Consider the following 15,450-nt stretch of genomic DNA (forward strand, 5'->3'; position numbering starts at 1 on the left):
CGAGTGGCGCAGGCTGCCACTCGCCCCGCACTGTGGGCGGCGACGATTCTCCTCGGTGACTCTTCTGGATAAGGTGCAGATATGAAGCTCGAACTTCGCGGCATCACCAAGCGATTCGGCAGCCTCGTGGCGAACGACCACATCGATCTCGTGGTCGAACCCGGTCAGATCCACGCTCTCCTCGGCGAGAACGGCGCAGGCAAGTCGACGCTGATGAACGTGCTCTACGGCCTGTATCAGGCCGACGAGGGCGAGATCCTCCTCGACGACGTCGTGCAGCACTTCCGCGGCCCGGGCGACGCGATGGCCGCCGGCATCGGCATGGTGCACCAGCACTTCATGCTCGTGCCGGTGTTCACGGTGGCCGAGAACGTCATGCTCGGGCACGAGCAGACCAAGGGCCTCGGCACGCTGGACATCGCGAAGGCCCGCGAGCACGTGCGCGCGGTCGCCGCGCGGTTCGGGTTCGACATCGATCCGGACGCCGTCGTCGGCGACCTGCCGGTGGGTGTGCAGCAGCGCGTCGAGATCATCAAGGCGCTGTCCCGCGACGCCAAGGTCCTCGTCTTCGACGAGCCGACCGCGGTGCTGACGCCGCAGGAGACCGACGAGCTCATGGCCATCATGCGCCAGCTCCGAGACGAGGGCACCGCGATCGTCTTCATCACGCACAAGCTGCGCGAGGTGCGCGAGGTCGCCGACCGCATCACGATCGTCCGGCTCGGTCGGGTGGTGGGGGAGGCCTCGCCGACCGCCACCAACGCCGAACTGGCCTCGCTGATGGTCGGCCGCGCGGTCGAGCTGACCGTGCACAAGGAGGCTCCGCGGCTGGGCGAGGGCGGCCTGGAGGTCCGCAACCTCCGCGTACTCACCGCCACCGGAGCGATCGTCGTCGACGACGTCGACTTCACCGTGCGACCCGGCGAGGTCCTCGCCGTCGCCGGTGTGCAGGGCAACGGCCAGACCGAGCTCGTCGAGGCCATCGTGGGCCTCGCCGCACGCGTCGAGGGGAACGTCATCCTCGACGGCACCGAGCTCGTGGGCAAGAGCGTCCGCGGCATCCTCGACGCCGGCGTCGGGTTCGTCCCGGAGGACCGCACCGAGGACGGCCTCGTCGCCGGATTCTCGGTCGCCGAGAACCTCATCCTCGACCGCTCAGACGATCCCGCGTTCAGCCGGGCCGGGACGCTGCGCCGCGGCGCCCTGGAGGACTTCGCCAAGGAGCGCATCGCGGAGTACGACATCCGCACGCAGGGCCCGGACACTCCCGCGGGCACTCTCTCCGGAGGCAACCAGCAGAAGGTCGTGATCGCCCGCGAGATGAGCCGCGAACTGCGGCTCTTCGTCGCGGCGCAGCCGACCCGCGGGGTGGACGTGGGCTCGATCGAGTTCATCCACAAGCGCATCATCGAGACGCGGGACGCGGGCATCCCCGTGATCGTCGTCTCTACCGAGCTCGACGAGGTCGCCGCCCTCGCCGACCGGATCGCGGTCATGTACCGCGGCACCATCGTCGGCATCGTCCCCGGTGACACGCCCCGGGAGACACTCGGACTCATGATGGCCGGAGCGGCCGATGCGGAGGTGACCGCGTGAGCGGCGCGACACCCGGTGCAGGAGACGTCACGAAGGGGCTGCCTCCCGAGCAGCTCCCGCCCAGCACGGGCCTCGCGGACGAGGTACCCCCGCCTCCGCGCGGCAACGTCGTCCTCAAGGAGATCCTCCGCGGCAGCGCCGTCACGACGATCCTGGCGATCGTCCTCGCGCTCATCGTCGGCGGCATCCTCATCGCCTTCACCAACGAAGACGTGCAGAAGGCCTCCGGGTACTTCTTCGCCAAGCCGAGCGACACGTTCGTCGCGGCCTGGAACGCGGTCTACAACGGCTACGAGGCGCTGTTCCGCGGAGCGATCTTCAACGCCCGCGGCGCCGACTTCGCCGCGCAGATCCGTCCGCTGACGAACACGCTGGGCTTCGCGGCTCCGCTGATCGCCGCCGGTCTGGGCGTCGCGCTCGCCTTCCGCGTCGGTCTGTTCAACATCGGCGCCCGCGGTCAGATGCTCGTCGGCGTCGCGATCGCGGCCCTGCTGACCTTCAACCTCGACCTGCCGATCTGGTTCCACCTCCCCGTCACGCTGCTGGCCGGTATCGCCGGCGGGGCGCTCTGGGGCGGCATCGCCGGTCTCATCAAGGCACGCACGGGCGCGCACGAGGTGATCCTCACGATCATGCTCAACTACATCGCGTACTACCTGCTGCTGTGGATGATCCGCACGCCCGGGCTCCTGCAGAAGCCGGGGACCAACCAGGCGCTCGGCTCGGCCACGCCGGAGAGCGCGCAGTTCCCGACCCTGCTCGGCCCGCAGTTCCCGCTGCTGGATCTCGGCTTCGTCATCGTGGTCATCGCGACGGTGTTCGTGTGGTGGCTCATCGAGCGCTCCTCGCTGGGCATGCGCATGCGCGCGGTGGGGGAGAACCCGCACGCCGCTCGCGCCGCGGGCATCAGCGTCAAGCGCGTCTACGTCTACGCGATGCTCTTCGCGGGCGCCCTCGCCGGCCTCGCCGGGATGAACCAGCTCCAGGGCGCCGTCACCACCGGCGTCACCGAGACCATCGACGCCGGCATCGGCTTCGACGCCATCACGGTCGCCCTCCTCGGGCGCAGCCGCGCCTGGGGGACCTTCGCGGCCGGAATCCTGTTCGGTGCCCTCAAAGCGGGCTCGTTCTCGATGCAGGCGCAGGACATCCCCGTCGACATCGTGCTCGTCGTGCAGTCGCTCGTCGTGCTGTTCATCGCCGCGCCGCCGCTGCTGCGCACGGTGTTCTTCCTCCCCAAGTCCGACGCAGAGAAGGCGGCCAAGGCGAGAGCCAAGGCCGCGAAGAAGGCGGTGACGGCATGATGTCGCTCGTGCAGACCGAAGCCGCCGACGGCACGGTGCAGCTCGCCACCGTCCGGGAGCGCCACCTCAAGGCGCCGATCAGCCTCGCGGTCGTCACCGCGCTGCTGGCGGTGCTCTTCCTCGCCGTGCCGCGCAGCGGCACCAGCACCTTCCGCCTCGGGGACCGCACGTCGGCCTTCGAGCTCCCCGACGTGGGGCTGCCCACCGCGCCGACCTTCTGGGTGGTCTTCGCCGTGCTCGTCGTCCTCACGGTCGGGGCCTTCCTCCGGGCATGGACGTACCGTGCGCCGTCGATCTGGCTCATCGTCGCCTATGGCGTGCTCGCCGTCTTCGCGTTCCTCGTCTGGGCCGCGGCCGGGGGCCTGGTCCCCGTCACGAGCCTCCTCTTCGGTGCGGTGTCGCTGTCGGTGCCGCTCGTGTTCGGCGCGCTCGGCGGTGTCATCGGCGAGCGGGCCGGTGTCGTCAACGTGGCCATCGAGGGGCAGCTGCTCCTCGGCGCGTTCTCGGCGGCGCTCCTGTCCAGCATCACCGGCAACGCCTTCGTGGGCCTCATCGGCGCCATGATCGGCGGCGTTCTCGTCGCGAGCGTGCTGGCGGCGTTCGCGATCAAGTACCTCGTCGAGCAGGTCATCGTCGGTGTCGTCCTCAACGTCCTCGTCACCGGCCTCACGGGCTTCCTCTACGGCGCGCTCCTCGCCCCGAACGAGGCCGAACTGAACACCCCGGTGCGCTTCTCCCGCATCGAGATCCCGGTGCTGAGCGACATCCCGATCATCGGTCCGGTGCTCTTCAACCAGACCTTCATCGTGTACCTCATGTTCATCACCGTGGCCGTCGTCGCGTGGGGCCTGTACCGCACCAAGTGGGGCCTGCGCCTCCGCGCCGTGGGCGAGCACCCGCAGGCGGCCGACACGGTCGGCATCCGGGTCAACCCGACGCGGTTCTGGAACGTGCTGCTCGCGGGCGCGATCGCCGGCATCGGCGGCGCGTACTTCACCCTCGTCTCGGTCCCGCAGTTCGGCAAGGAGATGACGGCCGGGCTCGGCTTCATCGCCCTCGCCGCGGTGATCTTCGGACGCTGGGACCCGATCCGCGCGACGCTCGCCGCCCTGCTCTTCGGATTCGCGACGAACCTGCAGAACCTGCTCTCGATCCTGAAGACGCCGATCCCCGGCGAGTTCATGCTCATGCTGCCGTACGTGGTCACGCTGCTCGCGGTCGCCGGGTTCGCCGGACAGATCCGGGGTCCTGCCGCCAGCGGCAAGCCGTACATCAAGTCGTAGAACCCGCAGGGAAGAAGGAACCATCACCATGACGGACATCGACTGGGACGAGCTGCGCCAGGTCGCCGCTGAGGCCATGACCAAGGCGTACGCGCCGTACTCGCGCTACCGCGTGGGGGCGGCGGCGCTCGTCAGCGACGGGCGGATCGTGGCCGGCTGCAACGTCGAGAACGCCTCGTACGGCGTCACGCTGTGCGCCGAGTGCGCGCTCGTGGGCGACCTGTTCATGTCCGGCGGCGGCCAGCTCGTCGCCTTCGTGTGCGTGAACAACGACGGCGAGACCATCATGCCCTGCGGCCGATGCCGGCAGCTGCTGTTCGAGCACGCCGTACCCGGCATGCTGCTGGAGACGGTCTCCGGCATCCGCACGATCGACGAGGTGCTGCCCGATGCGTTCGGGCCGCGCGACCTGGAGGAAGCACGATGACCGCTGGACAGGCTCAGGGAGCCATCGAGCCGTTCGACGCGGTCGATGTGATCCGGGCCAAGCGCGACGGGGGCGTCGTGCCCGAGCCCGCTCTGCGGTGGATGGTCGACGCCTACACGCGCGGCTATGTGTCCGACGCGCAGATGGCCTCCTTCGCGATGGCGATCTTCCAGCGCGGCATGGAGCGCGACGAGATCCGCGTCCTCACCGATGCGATGATCGCGTCCGGCGAGCGGATGAGCTTCGCGACCCTCGGCAAGAAGACCGTGGACAAGCACTCCACGGGCGGCGTCGGCGACAAGATCACCCTGCCGCTCGCGCCGCTTGTCGCCTCGTTCGGCGTGGCGGTCCCGCAGCTCAGCGGCCGCGGTCTCGGCCACACCGGCGGCACGCTCGACAAGCTGGAGTCGATCCCCGGCTGGCGCGCGGCGCTCAGCAACGAGGAGATGTTCGCGCAGATGCAGGGTGACGTCGGGGCCGTGATCTGCGCCGCGGGCTCTGGTCTCGCTCCCGCCGACAAGAAGCTCTACGCGCTCCGCGACGTGACCGGCACCGTGGAGGCCATCCCGCTGATCGCCTCCAGCATCATGTCGAAGAAGATCGCCGAGGGGACCGACGCCCTCGTCCTGGACGTGAAGTTCGGCTCCGGCGCCTTCATGCAGGACATCGACCGCGCCCGCGAGCTCGCCCGCACGATGGTCGCGCTCGGCACCGACTCCGGCGTCGCCACCACGGCGCTGCTGACCGACATGAACGTCCCGCTGGGCCGCGCGATCGGCAACGCCAACGAGGTCCGCGAGTCGGTCGAGATCCTCGCCGGCGGGGGACCCGCCGACGTGCGGGAGCTGACCATCGCGCTCGCCAGGGAGATGCTCGCCCTGGCCGGCCGGCCCGATGCGGACGTGGAGGCGGCGCTGGACGACGGCCGCGCCATGGACACCTGGAAGGCGATGATCCGCGCCCAGGACGGCGACCCCGACGCGGCCCTCCCGCTCGCGAGGGAGACGCACGTCGTCACGGCGCCCGCGGACGGCGTCGTGACCCGGATGGACGCGCTCCCCTTCGGCATCGCCGCGTGGCGTCTCGGCGCCGGCCGCGCGCGGGCCGAGGACCCGGTGATCTTCGAGGCGGGCATCGACCTGCACGCGAAGCCCGGTGACCGGGTCGCCGCCGGGCAGCCGCTGTTCACGCTGTCGGCGGCGGACGAGGCGCGCTTCCCCCGGGCCATCGAGGCACTCGAAGGGGCCTGGGAGCTCGGCGACGAGGCGCCGACCGTGGGTCCGATCGTCCGCGAGCGCATCACGGCGTGAGGCCCGGGCGCTAGCCTGGACGGACACCCCGCGACCGAGAGGATCCCCATGTCGATCGATGCGAACGGCGACGTCGCCATCCAGGGCGTCTCCCTGCGGAGTCTGCCGAAGGTGTCGCTGCACGACCACCTGGACGGCGCCGTGCGTCCGGCCACGATCATCGAGCTCGCCGACGCGATCGGTCTCGACCTCCCGGCCTCCGACCCGGCGGCGCTCGGCTCCTGGTTCGCGAAGAAGAGCGACGCAGGGTCGCTGGAGGAGTACCTGAAGACCTTCGAGCTCACCACCGCGGTCATGCAGACCCGGGAGGGACTGACCCGCGTGGCGCGCGAGTTCGTGCAGGACCTCGCGGCCGACGGCGTCATCTACGGCGAGGTGCGCTGGGCACCGGAACAGCACCAGGCCGGCGGTCTCTCGCTGGAGGACGCCGTCGAGGCCGTGCAGCAGGGGATCGAGGAGGGCGAGGACGCGGCGGACCGGGACGGTCGCAGCATCCGCGTCGGACAGCTCCTCACCGCCATGCGGCACACCGACAGGGCCAGGGAGATCGCCGAGCTCGCTGTGGAATTCCGCGGACGGGGGGCCGTCGGCTTCGACATCGCCGGACCCGAGGACGGCTTCCCGCCGTCCGACCACCGCGCGGCATTCGACTACCTCTCCGAGAACTTCTTCCCGGTGACCGTGCACGCGGGGGAGGCGGCGGGCCTCGCCTCGATCCGCTCGGCGCTGCTGGACGGTCGTGCGCTCCGCCTCGGACACGGCGTCCGCATCGCGGAGGACCTCGAGGTCGTCACTCAGGAGGGCGACGAGGTGCAGGTGCGCTTCGGCGACCTCGCGCGCTGGGTGCGCGACCGGGAGATCCCGCTGGAGCTCTCCCCGTCGTCGAACCTGCAGACGGGGGCGGTCGCCGCGTGGGGCAAGACGCTCGCCGATCACCCGTTCGACCTGCTCTACCAGCTCGGCTTCGCGGTGACCGTGAACGTGGACAACCGCACCATGAGCGCCACCTCGCTCACTAGGGAACTGGCGCTGCTCGTGCAGACCTTCGAGTACGACCTCGACGACCTCGAGGCCTTCCAGTTCAACGCCGCCGCCGCGGCCTTCCTCCCCGTCGAGGAACGGGAGGAACTCGTCGAGATGATCGCCGAGGGCTTCGACGCCTGACATGCGCTCCGGGGGGAGGTCGTCGCGGTCACGAGCCGGAGTCGTCGGCGCGCTCGTCGCCGTCGTGATCGTCGGAGGGGCCGTCGCGGCGTTCGCGGGGCTCCATCGCACGCCGGAAGAGCGGATTCCGAAGGCCCAGGGCAGCGTCACGGCGCCTCCGCTCACGCCGTCGCAGCAGATCCTGGCGGACGCGGACGATCCCCGCGCGTGCGCGGTCACCTTCCGCGGCGAGGGGGCGCCGACCGCGCCGATGCTGCAGCTCCAGGACGAGCCGTATCGGGGGCTGCCGATCCCTCGGCTCGACGGTCGGGTGTTCGCGGGCTGGTACGCCAGCGCCGACGCTGCCGCCGCCTTCACGGTGGAAGCACGGGTGAACGGCGCGGATCCCGTCGCGTGCCAGCAGCAGCAGACGGAGCTCTTCGCCGCCTGGAAGACGCCCGAGGAGAACGCGGCCGAGGGCGTGCGCGTGCCCATCCTGATGTACCACCAGTTCACGGCCGACCCGGCGGGGGAGAAGGGGTGGCTGCGCGGCAACTACGCGTACATCGGCGACTTCGAGGCGCACATGGCGCACATCGCGAGCACCGGCTTCTATCTGCCCACCTGGGACGAGCTCAGCGCGTTCATCGACGGGCGGCTCTCCCTCCCGGCGCGAAGCGTGATCATCACCGACGACGACGCCGATCAGACGTGGTTCGACCTCGCGGTGCCGGTGGTGGACGCGCACCGGCTCCTCAGCACCTCGTTCATGGTCACGGCCTATCGTCAGGACCCCGCGCCCTCGCCGTGGGTCCAGCGGCGCTCGCACACCCATGACATGCATCAGGCCGGCGACGACGGCAGGGGACGCATGGTCAACGGGACGCCCGCGCAGATCGCCGCCGATCTCACCACGTCGGGGGACGTGCTCGGCGTCCGCGAGGTGGTGGCCTACCCGTTCGGCCACTACGACGACACGGCGAAGGAGGGCGTCCGGCAGGCGGGCTACGAGCTGGCGCGGACCATCGATCCCGGATACGTGGTGATCGGGACGGACAAGCTGGCACTCCCCGTCGTGCGCATCGACTACGGAATGGGCCTGGATGCCCTGGTGTCGCGCATCGGGTGACCCCTCACGAGGCGCGAGGATGAGGGCATGCCCGCTTCCGTCTTCCTCGCCGGTCCCGCCTCCTGGAACCGCATGGTCCTCCTCGACCGACTCCCCGAGCCCGTGCCGCACATGCAGTTCGCGCAGGCGAGCTGGGAGACGGTCGGCGGCACGAGTGCGGGCAAGGCGCTGAGCCTGACGGCGCTCGGCCGATCCGTCGTGCTGCATGCCGTCGCCGGGGAGGACGAGGAGGGGCTCCGGGTGCGTGCGGCACTGGAGGCGGCCGGGGTGGTCGCGCAGTGGACGGATGGAACCACGGAGCGGCACCTCAACCTCATGACGGCGCAGGGCGACCGGGTGTCGCTGTACCTCTCCACTCCAGCGGAGACGACAGGCACGGACGATGCCGCGCATGCCGCCGAGATGGCCGCAGCCGACGCCGTCGTACTCGATCTCGCCGCCGAGCCGCGGCGGCTGCTCCCGCTCGCGGCGGCCAGTGGCACGCCGCTCTGGGTCGACGTGCACGACTATGACGGCGTCGACGGGTACCACCGGCCCTTCCTGGCGGCGGCCGCGGCGGTCTTCTGCAACGCGGATCGGCTGGCCGCGCCGGTGGAGTTCCTCCGCGCCGTCGTCGCGGAGGGAGCGGCGTTCGCGGTGTGCACGCTCGGCGCGGAGGGAGCGGTCGCGGTCGGAGCGGACGGCGCCGAGCTGCGGGTGCCCGCGCTGCCGATCACCGTCGTCGACACCAATGGCGCGGGCGACGCGTTCCTGGCCGGAGTCCTCGACGCGCGGCTGGCGGGGGCGGACCTGGCATCGGCGCTCTCGGCGGGTGCGCGCTCGGCGGCCGGAGTGCTGACCACCCGGCACCTGCATCCGCTGCTCGACCCCATCCTCGGGGATCCGCGGGCGGCCTAGGGAGCGACCTGCTCCAGGAAGCCGCCGACGACCTCGGTGATCTCGGCGTGCATCTCCTCGTCGTCGATGGTCGGGGTGCCGTCACCGGACTGCGGCCCGTAGTCGCCGAAGGAGGCGTGGGAGGCGCCGTCTATCTCGACGAACTCGGCGTCCGCGGGGAGCTCGGATCGGGCGTCCGCGATCTTCTCGGGTGTGGAGAGGCCGTCCTCACCGCCGGAGACGCTGAGCACCGGGAGGTCGGTTCCGGCGAGGTCGGTCGCGCAGTAGGAGGCGAAGAGGACGAGGGCATCGGCGTCCGTCGCGAGCTGACAGGCGCGCACCCCGCCGAGGGAGTGGCCGCCCACGGCCCAGGTGTCCACGTCGGGCGCCGCGCTCGTGAACGAGCCGAGGCCGCGGGGATCGAAGAAGGCGAGGTTGAGCCAGGGCCGCGTGATCACGACCGTGGTGCCCTCCTCCGCGATCCCCTGGAGGATCGAGGCGTAGGCCCACGGGTCGACCTTCGCCCCCGGGATGAAGACGAGTCCGCGGTCCGAGGCGCCGTCCGCCGGCTCCAGGACGATCCCCTCCTCGGCATCGTTCACCGTGATCGCGGGGTTCTCCCGGACGGCGGCGAGCGGTTCGGGCTCCGCGGCCATGACGCCGACCTGGCTCCACACGAGGATCCCGCCGACGGCGAGCACGAGGACGATCACCACACTCCACAGGACTCGTCTCAGGACGCGGCGTCGGGGCTTCTGCTGCACAGCAGCAACGCTACTCCGCCCGGACGCCGCGTCCGCTCAGCCGGCGAGTGCCGCCTGACGGAGCGCCACCGCGTCGCGGACGGCGGGGAAGAGCGGGTGCTCCGGATCGAGCCCCGTGGCGCGGACGGTGAAGCCTGCCGGGTCTTCGGAGCGGAGGAGCGTCTGCAGCTCGACCGCCTGCTCGTCGGCAGGGTCGTCGAACTCCAGCGCGGCGGCGACGGCCGCCACGAGCGCGTCCGTCGACATCCCGTGCTCGGCGGCCATCGCCGCGGGACCGATGAAGCGCTCGTGCCGGGAGATCTTCCGCAGCGGCTGCCGGCCGACGCGCTGCACGGTGTCCACGAGCGCGGGATTGCGGAACCGCTCGAGGATGGTCGCGCGGTACTGCGCGAGCTCCGCGGGGTCGAGACCGTGTTCGACGACCAGCACCGCAGAGGTCTCCTCCAGCGCCGCGGAGACCTGCGCGGCGATCGCCTCGTCCGCGAGGGCGTCCGAGATCCGCTCGATGCCCGCCCGTGCACCGAAGTACGCGGTGGCGGCATGACCGGTGTTCACAGTGAAGAGCTTGCGCTCGATGTACGGAGCGAGGTCGTCGACGAAGTGGGCGCCGGGGATGCGCGGCGGGGTGTCGCCGAACGGCCGGGCCTCGATCGCCCACTCGAAGTACGGCTCCACCGTGACGTCGATGCCGCCGCCCTCCGGCTGCGCGGGCACGATCCGGTCGACGGCGGTGTTCGCGAACACGGCGCGGCCGAGCAGCGTATCGGCATCCGGCCCCGCCGCGGCGACGATCTCCTGCCGCAGCTGATCGGTGGCGCCGATGGCGTTCTCGCAGGCCATCACCTGCAGCGGCGCGGCCTCGGGGGAGCGCAGCGCGAGTCCGGCGACGATCGACGGGGCGACGAACCGCAGCACGGTGGGGCCCACGGCGGTCGTGACGACGTCGGCCGTCGCCACCTCCTCCGCGACCACGGCGGGGTCCGTGCGGCTGTTCACCGCACGGAACCCGGAGACGACGTGGTCGGTCCCTCCGGGGCCGGCTTCGTGCACGGTGTACGAGTCCGCCCGGTCGATCGCCTCCACGAGCGCGTCCGCGACGTCGCTGAACACGACCTCGTAACCGCCCTCGTGCAGGAGCAGGCCGACGAAACCGCGCCCGATGTTGCCCGCCCCGAAGTGGACCGCCTTCATCCCTCGTTCACCTCCGAGAGGAGAGCGAACAGCTCGTCCGGCGTCGCCGCCGCTTCCAGCCGGGCGACGTCGTCCTCATCGGAGAAGAGGATCGCGATGCGCGACAGGATGTCGAGGTGCTCGTCGCCGACGCCGGCGATGCCGATCACGAACCGCGCCTGCTCGCCGTCCCAGTCGACGCCGCCGTCGTACCGGACGACGGAGAGGGCGGAGGCGAGGATGGCGTCCTTCGCCTCGTTCGTGCCGTGCGGGATGGCCAGGCCGTTGCCCATGTACGTCGACACCGTCTCCTCGCGCTGGCGCATCGCGTCGACGTACGCCGGGGTCACCGCACCGGCGGCGACGAGGATGTCCGTCGCCTCCTGGAGGGCGTCGTCGCGCGACGCGCCTCCCGGGTGGATGCGGACCTGCTCGGCAGTGAGAACGCTCATTCTTCGTCCTTTCGCTGTTCCTTGACCATCTCGACGACCTCGTCGTACTTCGGCGAGTTCATGAAGTTGTCCACCGACACGTGCAGGGAGTCCGGCGACTTCGCCGTGGCCCGGTCGGTGAGCTGCTGCTGCGTGATGACCACGTCGGCGGCGCCGTCGAGGTTGGCGATCGCGGCGTTCGTGACGGTGACGCCCTCGATTCCGGCCTTCTTCAGCTTGTTGCGGAGCACGCTGGCACCCATGGCGGACGAGCCCATGCCGGCGTCGCACGCGAACACGATGGTCTCGATCGGGGCCGCCGCGACGGCGGTGGTGGCGGGAGCCGGCGTGCTCTCCGGAGCCGTCGTCGCGGTCGAGGTGCGCAGGGCGTCCATCGCCGCGGACGACTTGCCCTTGTTCGCCTCGGTCTGCGCGATGGCCGCGCCGAACGCGTCGCCCTCGGCGGCGAGGTCGCGCTTGCGCGAGGCCCGCAGGATGACGCCGGTGATGAGGAACGTCACGGTCGCCGCGATGATGACCGACAGGTAGACGACGAGGAGGTTGGCGACGCCGAGGCCGATGGCCGCGGCGGTCACGGCGATGATGCTGCCCGGGGCCGCCGGGAAGGCGAGCCCGCCGCCGAGGACCATGTTGGTGGTCACACCGGCCGCTCCACCCGCGATGAGCGCGAGGATCGTGGTCGGCTTGCTGAGCGCGTACGGGAAGTAGATCTCGTGGATGCCGCCGAAGAACTGGATGATGGCGGCACCGGGAGCGGAGGCCTTCGCCGCGCCGACCCCGAAGAAGGTGAAGGCGAGCAGCAGACCGAGGCCGGGGCCGGGGTTCGCCTCGATGAGGAAGAGGATCGACTTGCCTGTCTCGGCGGCCTGCTCGATCCCCAGCGGGGTGAACACGCCGTGGTTGATGGCGTTGTTGAGGAACAGCACCTTGGCCGGCTCGACGATGATCGACACAAGCGGCAGCAGGTTGAGCGAGACGAGCCAGTCGACGGCCGCCCCCAGCGCGGCGCTGATGCCGAGCATGACCGGGCCGAAGGCGAAGAACCCGACGATGGCGAGGATCATGCCCAGGATGCCGGCGGAGAAGTTGTTGACGAGCATCTCGAAGCCGGGGCGGATCTTGCCGTCCCACAGCTTGTCGACCTGCTTCATGATCCACGCGGCGATCGGGCCCATGATCATGGCGCCGAGGAACATCGGGATGTTCGTCCCGACGATCACGCCGACGGTCGCGATCGTGGCCACCACGCCGCCGCGCTCGCCGTAGACCATTCGTCCGGCCGTGTTCGCGATCAGGAGGGGCAGCAGGTAGGTGACCATCGGGCCGACCAGGCCCACGTAGGCCAGGATGTTGCCGTCCGCGCCCTCGGCGACCGCGGTCATCGCGCCCTGCCAGCCGAGGACGGCGGAGTCGCCGCCGCCGCCGATGATCTCGGCGACGCCGGCCCAGTGCCAGCCGAACGGGCTCTCGGCCCCGAAGAAGCCCTTCGGGATGAAGAGCATCGTGATGAAGCCCCAGGCGATGAAGGCCGCGATGTTCGGCATGATCATGCCGGAGAGGAACGTGCCGAAACGCTGCACGCCCACGCGGAGGCCACCGGGGGCGGTGGCGGCGGGTGACGTCGTCGTCATGATGTGGTCTCTTTCTGATGAGGGGGGAGTGCCGCGGCGAGGGTCGCCGCAGCGGTGCGGGCGGAGGGGGCGTCGTCCGCGTCGAGCGCGGCTTCCGCGAGACGGAGGGCATCGTCGCGAGTCCGGGCGGCGAGCGCCTGGCGGACGTCGGCGAGGGCGGACGGTGCCATGGACAGGCTCGTCGCACCGAGGCCCACGAGGACGACGGCGAGCAGCGGATCGGCCGCGGCCTCGCCGCAGATGCCGACGGGCTTGCCGAGACGGGCACCGGCCGCGCCGACCTCGCGCACCAGGCGCAGCACCGCGGGGTGCCAGGGGTCCTGGAACGACGCGACGGAGCCGAGGAGGCGGTCCGCAGCCATCGTGTACTGCGTGAGGTCGTTGGTGCCGATGGACGCGAAGTCGGCGTGCGCGAGCACCCGGTCGGCGAGCAGGGCGCTGGAGGGCACCTCGACCATGACGCCGGCCGTCTTCAGTCCGTACTCGCGGGCGAGGCCGGTGAAGTACACGGTCTCCTCGACGGTGGCCACCATGGGTGCCATGACCCACAGGTCGGCGTCGGTCGCGGCCTCGGCTTCGGCCAGCGCGGTCAGCTGCTCGCGGAGGATGTCCTCGCTCGCGCGGAGCGCCCGCAGGCCGCGCAATCCCAGGGCCGGGTTCTCCTCGTGGGCGTCGTTGAGGAAGGCCAGCGGCTTGTCGGCCCCGGCGTCGAGCATCCGCACGACGACCTTCTTGCCGGGGAAGGCCTCCAGGAGTTCGCGGTAGGCGTCCCGCTGCTGGGCGACCGTCGGGGCCTGCGACGCGGAGAGGAACAGGAACTCCGTCCGGAACAGGCCGACGCCCTCGGCTCCCCGCGCGACCGCGTCGGCGGCGTCGGCGGGCTTCCCCAGGTTCGCGAGCAGCGCGACCGGAATGCCGTCGGCGAGCGCGCCGGGGGTGAGCGGGGCGTCGTCGGCGGCGCGGCGGGCGGCGGCGCGCTCGGCGGCGCGGGCGCGCTCGTCATCGGTCGGCTCACGGGTGATGACTCCCGCGGCCGCGTCGACGATCACGGTCTCCCCGGTCGTCAGGGCGTGGCCGTCGCCGACGCCGACCACGGCCACGATGCCCTTCTCCCTGGCGAGGATCGCCGTGTGGGAGGTCGGGCCGCCGTCGATGGTGACGAGGGCGAGCACCTGGTCGAGGTTCAGCAGCGCGGTGTCGGCGGGCGCGAGGTCGCGCGCCACGAGGACGAACGGGTGCCCAGGGTCGGGCACGCCGGGGGCCTCCACGCCGCGCAGCCGGGCGAGCACCCGCTGCGCGATGTCGTCGAGATCGGCGGCGCGCTCACCGAGGTAGCCGCCGACGGCTTCGAGCGTGGCCCGGAAACCCGCGAAGGCGTCGTGCACGGCCCACTCCGCGGTGGCGCCGGCGTCGATCCTGCTGTCGACCTCGTCCTGCAGGGTGGGGTCCTCGGCGATCATCGCCTGCGCCTCGAGCACCTCCTGCGCCGCACCACCGGCGGCCTCGCCGCGCTGGGTCAGCTCCTGCGCCACGACGGCGACGGCCTCGCGGACCCGCGCACGCTCGGTGTCCGCCCCCGCGGTGCTCGGCGTGTTCTCGGGCGCGGGCAGCGCCTCAGTCATGCGGACGACCGGTCCCTGCGCGACGCCGAGACCGATGCCCACCCCTCGCAGCGCGCTCATCCGGCGGCGTCCTGGTCGTGGTCGGTGGTCAGCAGCTCGGTGAGCGTGTCCAGGACCCCCTCTGCGCCGTCGCCGTCGGCCGTGAGCGTCACGTAGTCGCCGTGCTCGATCGCCAGGGCGATCACCCCGAGGATGCTCGCGGCGTTGACCGGCTTGCCGGAGTCCTTGGCGATCGTGACCGCGAGGCCGGAGTCCTTCGCGGCCTGCGCGAAGATCTTGGCGGGCCGGGCGTGCAGTCCATGCGAGGAGCCGATGCGGACGGTGCGGGTGGCGGTCATGGTGTTCCTTTCGGGGCCCCGCCGGCAGCGGCGAGGGTCGACTGGGCGAGGAGAAGCGTGCGGCCGCCGTCGCGATCGGCGAACACGTCATCCGGCAAGACCGCGACGGGCGCGCGGGTCAGGTCGCGGATGGCGCCGAGGCGCTCGCGGAGGTGTGGGCCCACGAGGACGAGGTCGTGCCCTCCGAGGGAGACGGTGCTCTCGACGCCGGCGTCCGCGTCCCAGTCCAGTCCCGCCGCGGCGGCGGCGGTGCGCAGGCGCTGGGCGACGAACGTGCTCGACGCCCCGGCGCCGCAGACCACGAGAATCCTCATCGATGTCACCTTCCTGAGAACAGTCTGGGAAACCAGGCCGCGGTGGCACCAACACGTTCTCTTCCGCCCCTGCGGAACCCTGCTCGCCGCG

Annotated in this window: 15 protein-coding genes; 8 read left to right on the plus strand and 7 right to left on the minus strand. The window is 71.3% G+C overall.

From position 1 onward, the window contains the following. The first annotated feature begins 81 nt into the window (after positions 1-81). Genes D8M34_RS07380 through D8M34_RS07415 form a run of 8 tightly spaced genes read left to right on the plus strand, consistent with a single transcriptional unit; the run spans position 82 to position 9,089 of the window. Positions 82-1,596 carry an ABC transporter ATP-binding protein gene (locus D8M34_RS07380; RefSeq protein WP_062764749.1) on the plus strand — a complete coding sequence of 505 codons (1,515 nt, stop codon included), beginning with the start codon at positions 82-84 and terminating at the stop codon, positions 1,594-1,596. Next, positions 1,593-2,900, plus strand: coding sequence for an ABC transporter permease (locus D8M34_RS07385; RefSeq protein ID WP_025105662.1), 1,308 nt, complete (start codon positions 1,593-1,595; stop codon positions 2,898-2,900). The genes D8M34_RS07380 and D8M34_RS07385 overlap by 4 nt, the downstream gene beginning before the upstream one ends. Further along, positions 2,900-4,183, plus strand: a complete 1,284-nt coding sequence (locus D8M34_RS07390; protein WP_082758340.1) for an ABC transporter permease — start codon at positions 2,900-2,902, stop codon at positions 4,181-4,183. The genes D8M34_RS07385 and D8M34_RS07390 overlap by 1 nt, the downstream gene beginning before the upstream one ends. Before the next feature lie 28 nt (positions 4,184-4,211). Continuing rightward, the gene (locus D8M34_RS07395) at positions 4,212-4,610 is read left to right on the plus strand and encodes a cytidine deaminase (protein WP_025105664.1); all 399 of its coding nucleotides are present in this window, start codon (positions 4,212-4,214) and stop codon (positions 4,608-4,610) included. Beyond that, the gene (locus tag D8M34_RS07400) at positions 4,607-5,920 is read left to right on the plus strand and encodes a thymidine phosphorylase (protein ID WP_126893606.1); all 1,314 of its coding nucleotides are present in this window, start codon (positions 4,607-4,609) and stop codon (positions 5,918-5,920) included. Before D8M34_RS07395 ends, D8M34_RS07400 begins: the two co-directional genes overlap by 4 nt. Positions 5,921-5,968: 48 nt before the next feature. Next, entirely contained in the window at positions 5,969-7,084 is a 1,116-nt protein-coding gene (locus D8M34_RS07405) for an adenosine deaminase (RefSeq protein WP_126893607.1), read from the plus strand. A gap of 1 nt (position 7,085) precedes the next feature. Then, the gene (locus tag D8M34_RS07410; RefSeq protein ID WP_126893608.1) at positions 7,086-8,192 is read left to right on the plus strand and encodes a polysaccharide deacetylase family protein; all 1,107 of its coding nucleotides are present in this window, start codon (positions 7,086-7,088) and stop codon (positions 8,190-8,192) included. Between the two features lie 27 nt (positions 8,193-8,219). After that, a complete protein-coding gene (locus tag D8M34_RS07415; protein ID WP_126893609.1) occupies positions 8,220-9,089 on the plus strand; it encodes a carbohydrate kinase family protein in 870 nt (289 codons plus the stop codon). Here the strand turns inward: D8M34_RS07415 and D8M34_RS07420 are convergent. Genes D8M34_RS07420 through D8M34_RS07450 form a run of 7 tightly spaced genes read right to left on the minus strand, consistent with a single transcriptional unit; the run spans position 9,086 to position 15,359 of the window. After that, on the minus strand, positions 9,086-9,832 hold the full coding sequence (locus D8M34_RS07420; protein WP_126893610.1) for an alpha/beta hydrolase: 747 nt from the start codon (positions 9,830-9,832) through the stop codon (positions 9,086-9,088). The genes D8M34_RS07415 and D8M34_RS07420 overlap by 4 nt on opposite strands. Positions 9,833-9,868: 36 nt before the next feature. After that, on the minus strand, positions 9,869-11,023 hold the full coding sequence (locus D8M34_RS07425) for a mannitol-1-phosphate 5-dehydrogenase (protein WP_126893611.1): 1,155 nt from the start codon (positions 11,021-11,023) through the stop codon (positions 9,869-9,871). Next, positions 11,020-11,454, minus strand: a complete 435-nt coding sequence (locus D8M34_RS07430; protein WP_126893612.1) for a PTS sugar transporter subunit IIA — start codon at positions 11,452-11,454, stop codon at positions 11,020-11,022. Before D8M34_RS07430 ends, D8M34_RS07425 begins: the two co-directional genes overlap by 4 nt. Further along, positions 11,451-13,085 carry a PTS mannitol transporter subunit IICB gene (locus D8M34_RS07435; protein WP_126893613.1) on the minus strand — a complete coding sequence of 545 codons (1,635 nt, stop codon included), beginning with the start codon at positions 13,083-13,085 and terminating at the stop codon, positions 11,451-11,453. Before D8M34_RS07435 ends, D8M34_RS07430 begins: the two co-directional genes overlap by 4 nt. Further along, on the minus strand, positions 13,082-14,767 hold the full coding sequence (gene ptsP, locus D8M34_RS07440; RefSeq protein WP_126893614.1) for a phosphoenolpyruvate--protein phosphotransferase: 1,686 nt from the start codon (positions 14,765-14,767) through the stop codon (positions 13,082-13,084). Before ptsP ends, D8M34_RS07435 begins: the two co-directional genes overlap by 4 nt. Beyond that, on the minus strand, positions 14,764-15,045 hold the full coding sequence (locus D8M34_RS07445; RefSeq protein WP_062636567.1) for an HPr family phosphocarrier protein: 282 nt from the start codon (positions 15,043-15,045) through the stop codon (positions 14,764-14,766). The genes ptsP and D8M34_RS07445 overlap by 4 nt, the downstream gene beginning before the upstream one ends. Then, the gene (locus tag D8M34_RS07450; protein ID WP_025105675.1) at positions 15,042-15,359 is read right to left on the minus strand and encodes a PTS sugar transporter subunit IIB; all 318 of its coding nucleotides are present in this window, start codon (positions 15,357-15,359) and stop codon (positions 15,042-15,044) included. Before D8M34_RS07450 ends, D8M34_RS07445 begins: the two co-directional genes overlap by 4 nt. Positions 15,360-15,450: the final 91 nt, after the last annotated feature.

The organism is Microbacterium sp. HSID17254 (genome assembly GCF_003989315.1).
Lineage (GTDB): Bacteria > Actinomycetota > Actinomycetes > Actinomycetales > Microbacteriaceae > Microbacterium.

What these genes read in the sequence shown, in the direction of transcription:
- D8M34_RS07380 (WP_062764749.1), top strand. Translation starts at nt 82, where the DNA reads ATGAAGCTCGAACTTCGCGGCATCACCAAGCGATTCGGCAGCCTCGTG.
- D8M34_RS07390 (WP_082758340.1), top strand. Translation starts at nt 2,900, where the DNA reads ATGTCGCTCGTGCAGACCGAAGCCGCCGACGGCACGGTGCAGCTCGCC.
- D8M34_RS07395 (WP_025105664.1), top strand. Translation starts at nt 4,212, where the DNA reads ATGACGGACATCGACTGGGACGAGCTGCGCCAGGTCGCCGCTGAGGCC.
- D8M34_RS07400 (WP_126893606.1), top strand. Translation starts at nt 4,607, where the DNA reads ATGACCGCTGGACAGGCTCAGGGAGCCATCGAGCCGTTCGACGCGGTC.
- D8M34_RS07405 (WP_126893607.1), top strand. Translation starts at nt 5,969, where the DNA reads ATGTCGATCGATGCGAACGGCGACGTCGCCATCCAGGGCGTCTCCCTG.
- D8M34_RS07410 (WP_126893608.1), top strand. Translation starts at nt 7,086, where the DNA reads ATGCGCTCCGGGGGGAGGTCGTCGCGGTCACGAGCCGGAGTCGTCGGC.
- D8M34_RS07415 (WP_126893609.1), top strand. Translation starts at nt 8,220, where the DNA reads ATGCCCGCTTCCGTCTTCCTCGCCGGTCCCGCCTCCTGGAACCGCATG.
- D8M34_RS07425 (WP_126893611.1), bottom strand. Translation starts at nt 11,023, where the DNA reads ATGAAGGCGGTCCACTTCGGGGCGGGCAACATCGGGCGCGGTTTCGTC.
- D8M34_RS07430 (WP_126893612.1), bottom strand. Translation starts at nt 11,454, where the DNA reads ATGAGCGTTCTCACTGCCGAGCAGGTCCGCATCCACCCGGGAGGCGCG.
- D8M34_RS07435 (WP_126893613.1), bottom strand. Translation starts at nt 13,085, where the DNA reads ATGACGACGACGTCACCCGCCGCCACCGCCCCCGGTGGCCTCCGCGTG.
- ptsP (WP_126893614.1), bottom strand. Translation starts at nt 14,767, where the DNA reads ATGAGCGCGCTGCGAGGGGTGGGCATCGGTCTCGGCGTCGCGCAGGGA.
- D8M34_RS07445 (WP_062636567.1), bottom strand. Translation starts at nt 15,045, where the DNA reads ATGACCGCCACCCGCACCGTCCGCATCGGCTCCTCGCATGGACTGCAC.
- D8M34_RS07450 (WP_025105675.1), bottom strand. Translation starts at nt 15,359, where the DNA reads ATGAGGATTCTCGTGGTCTGCGGCGCCGGGGCGTCGAGCACGTTCGTC.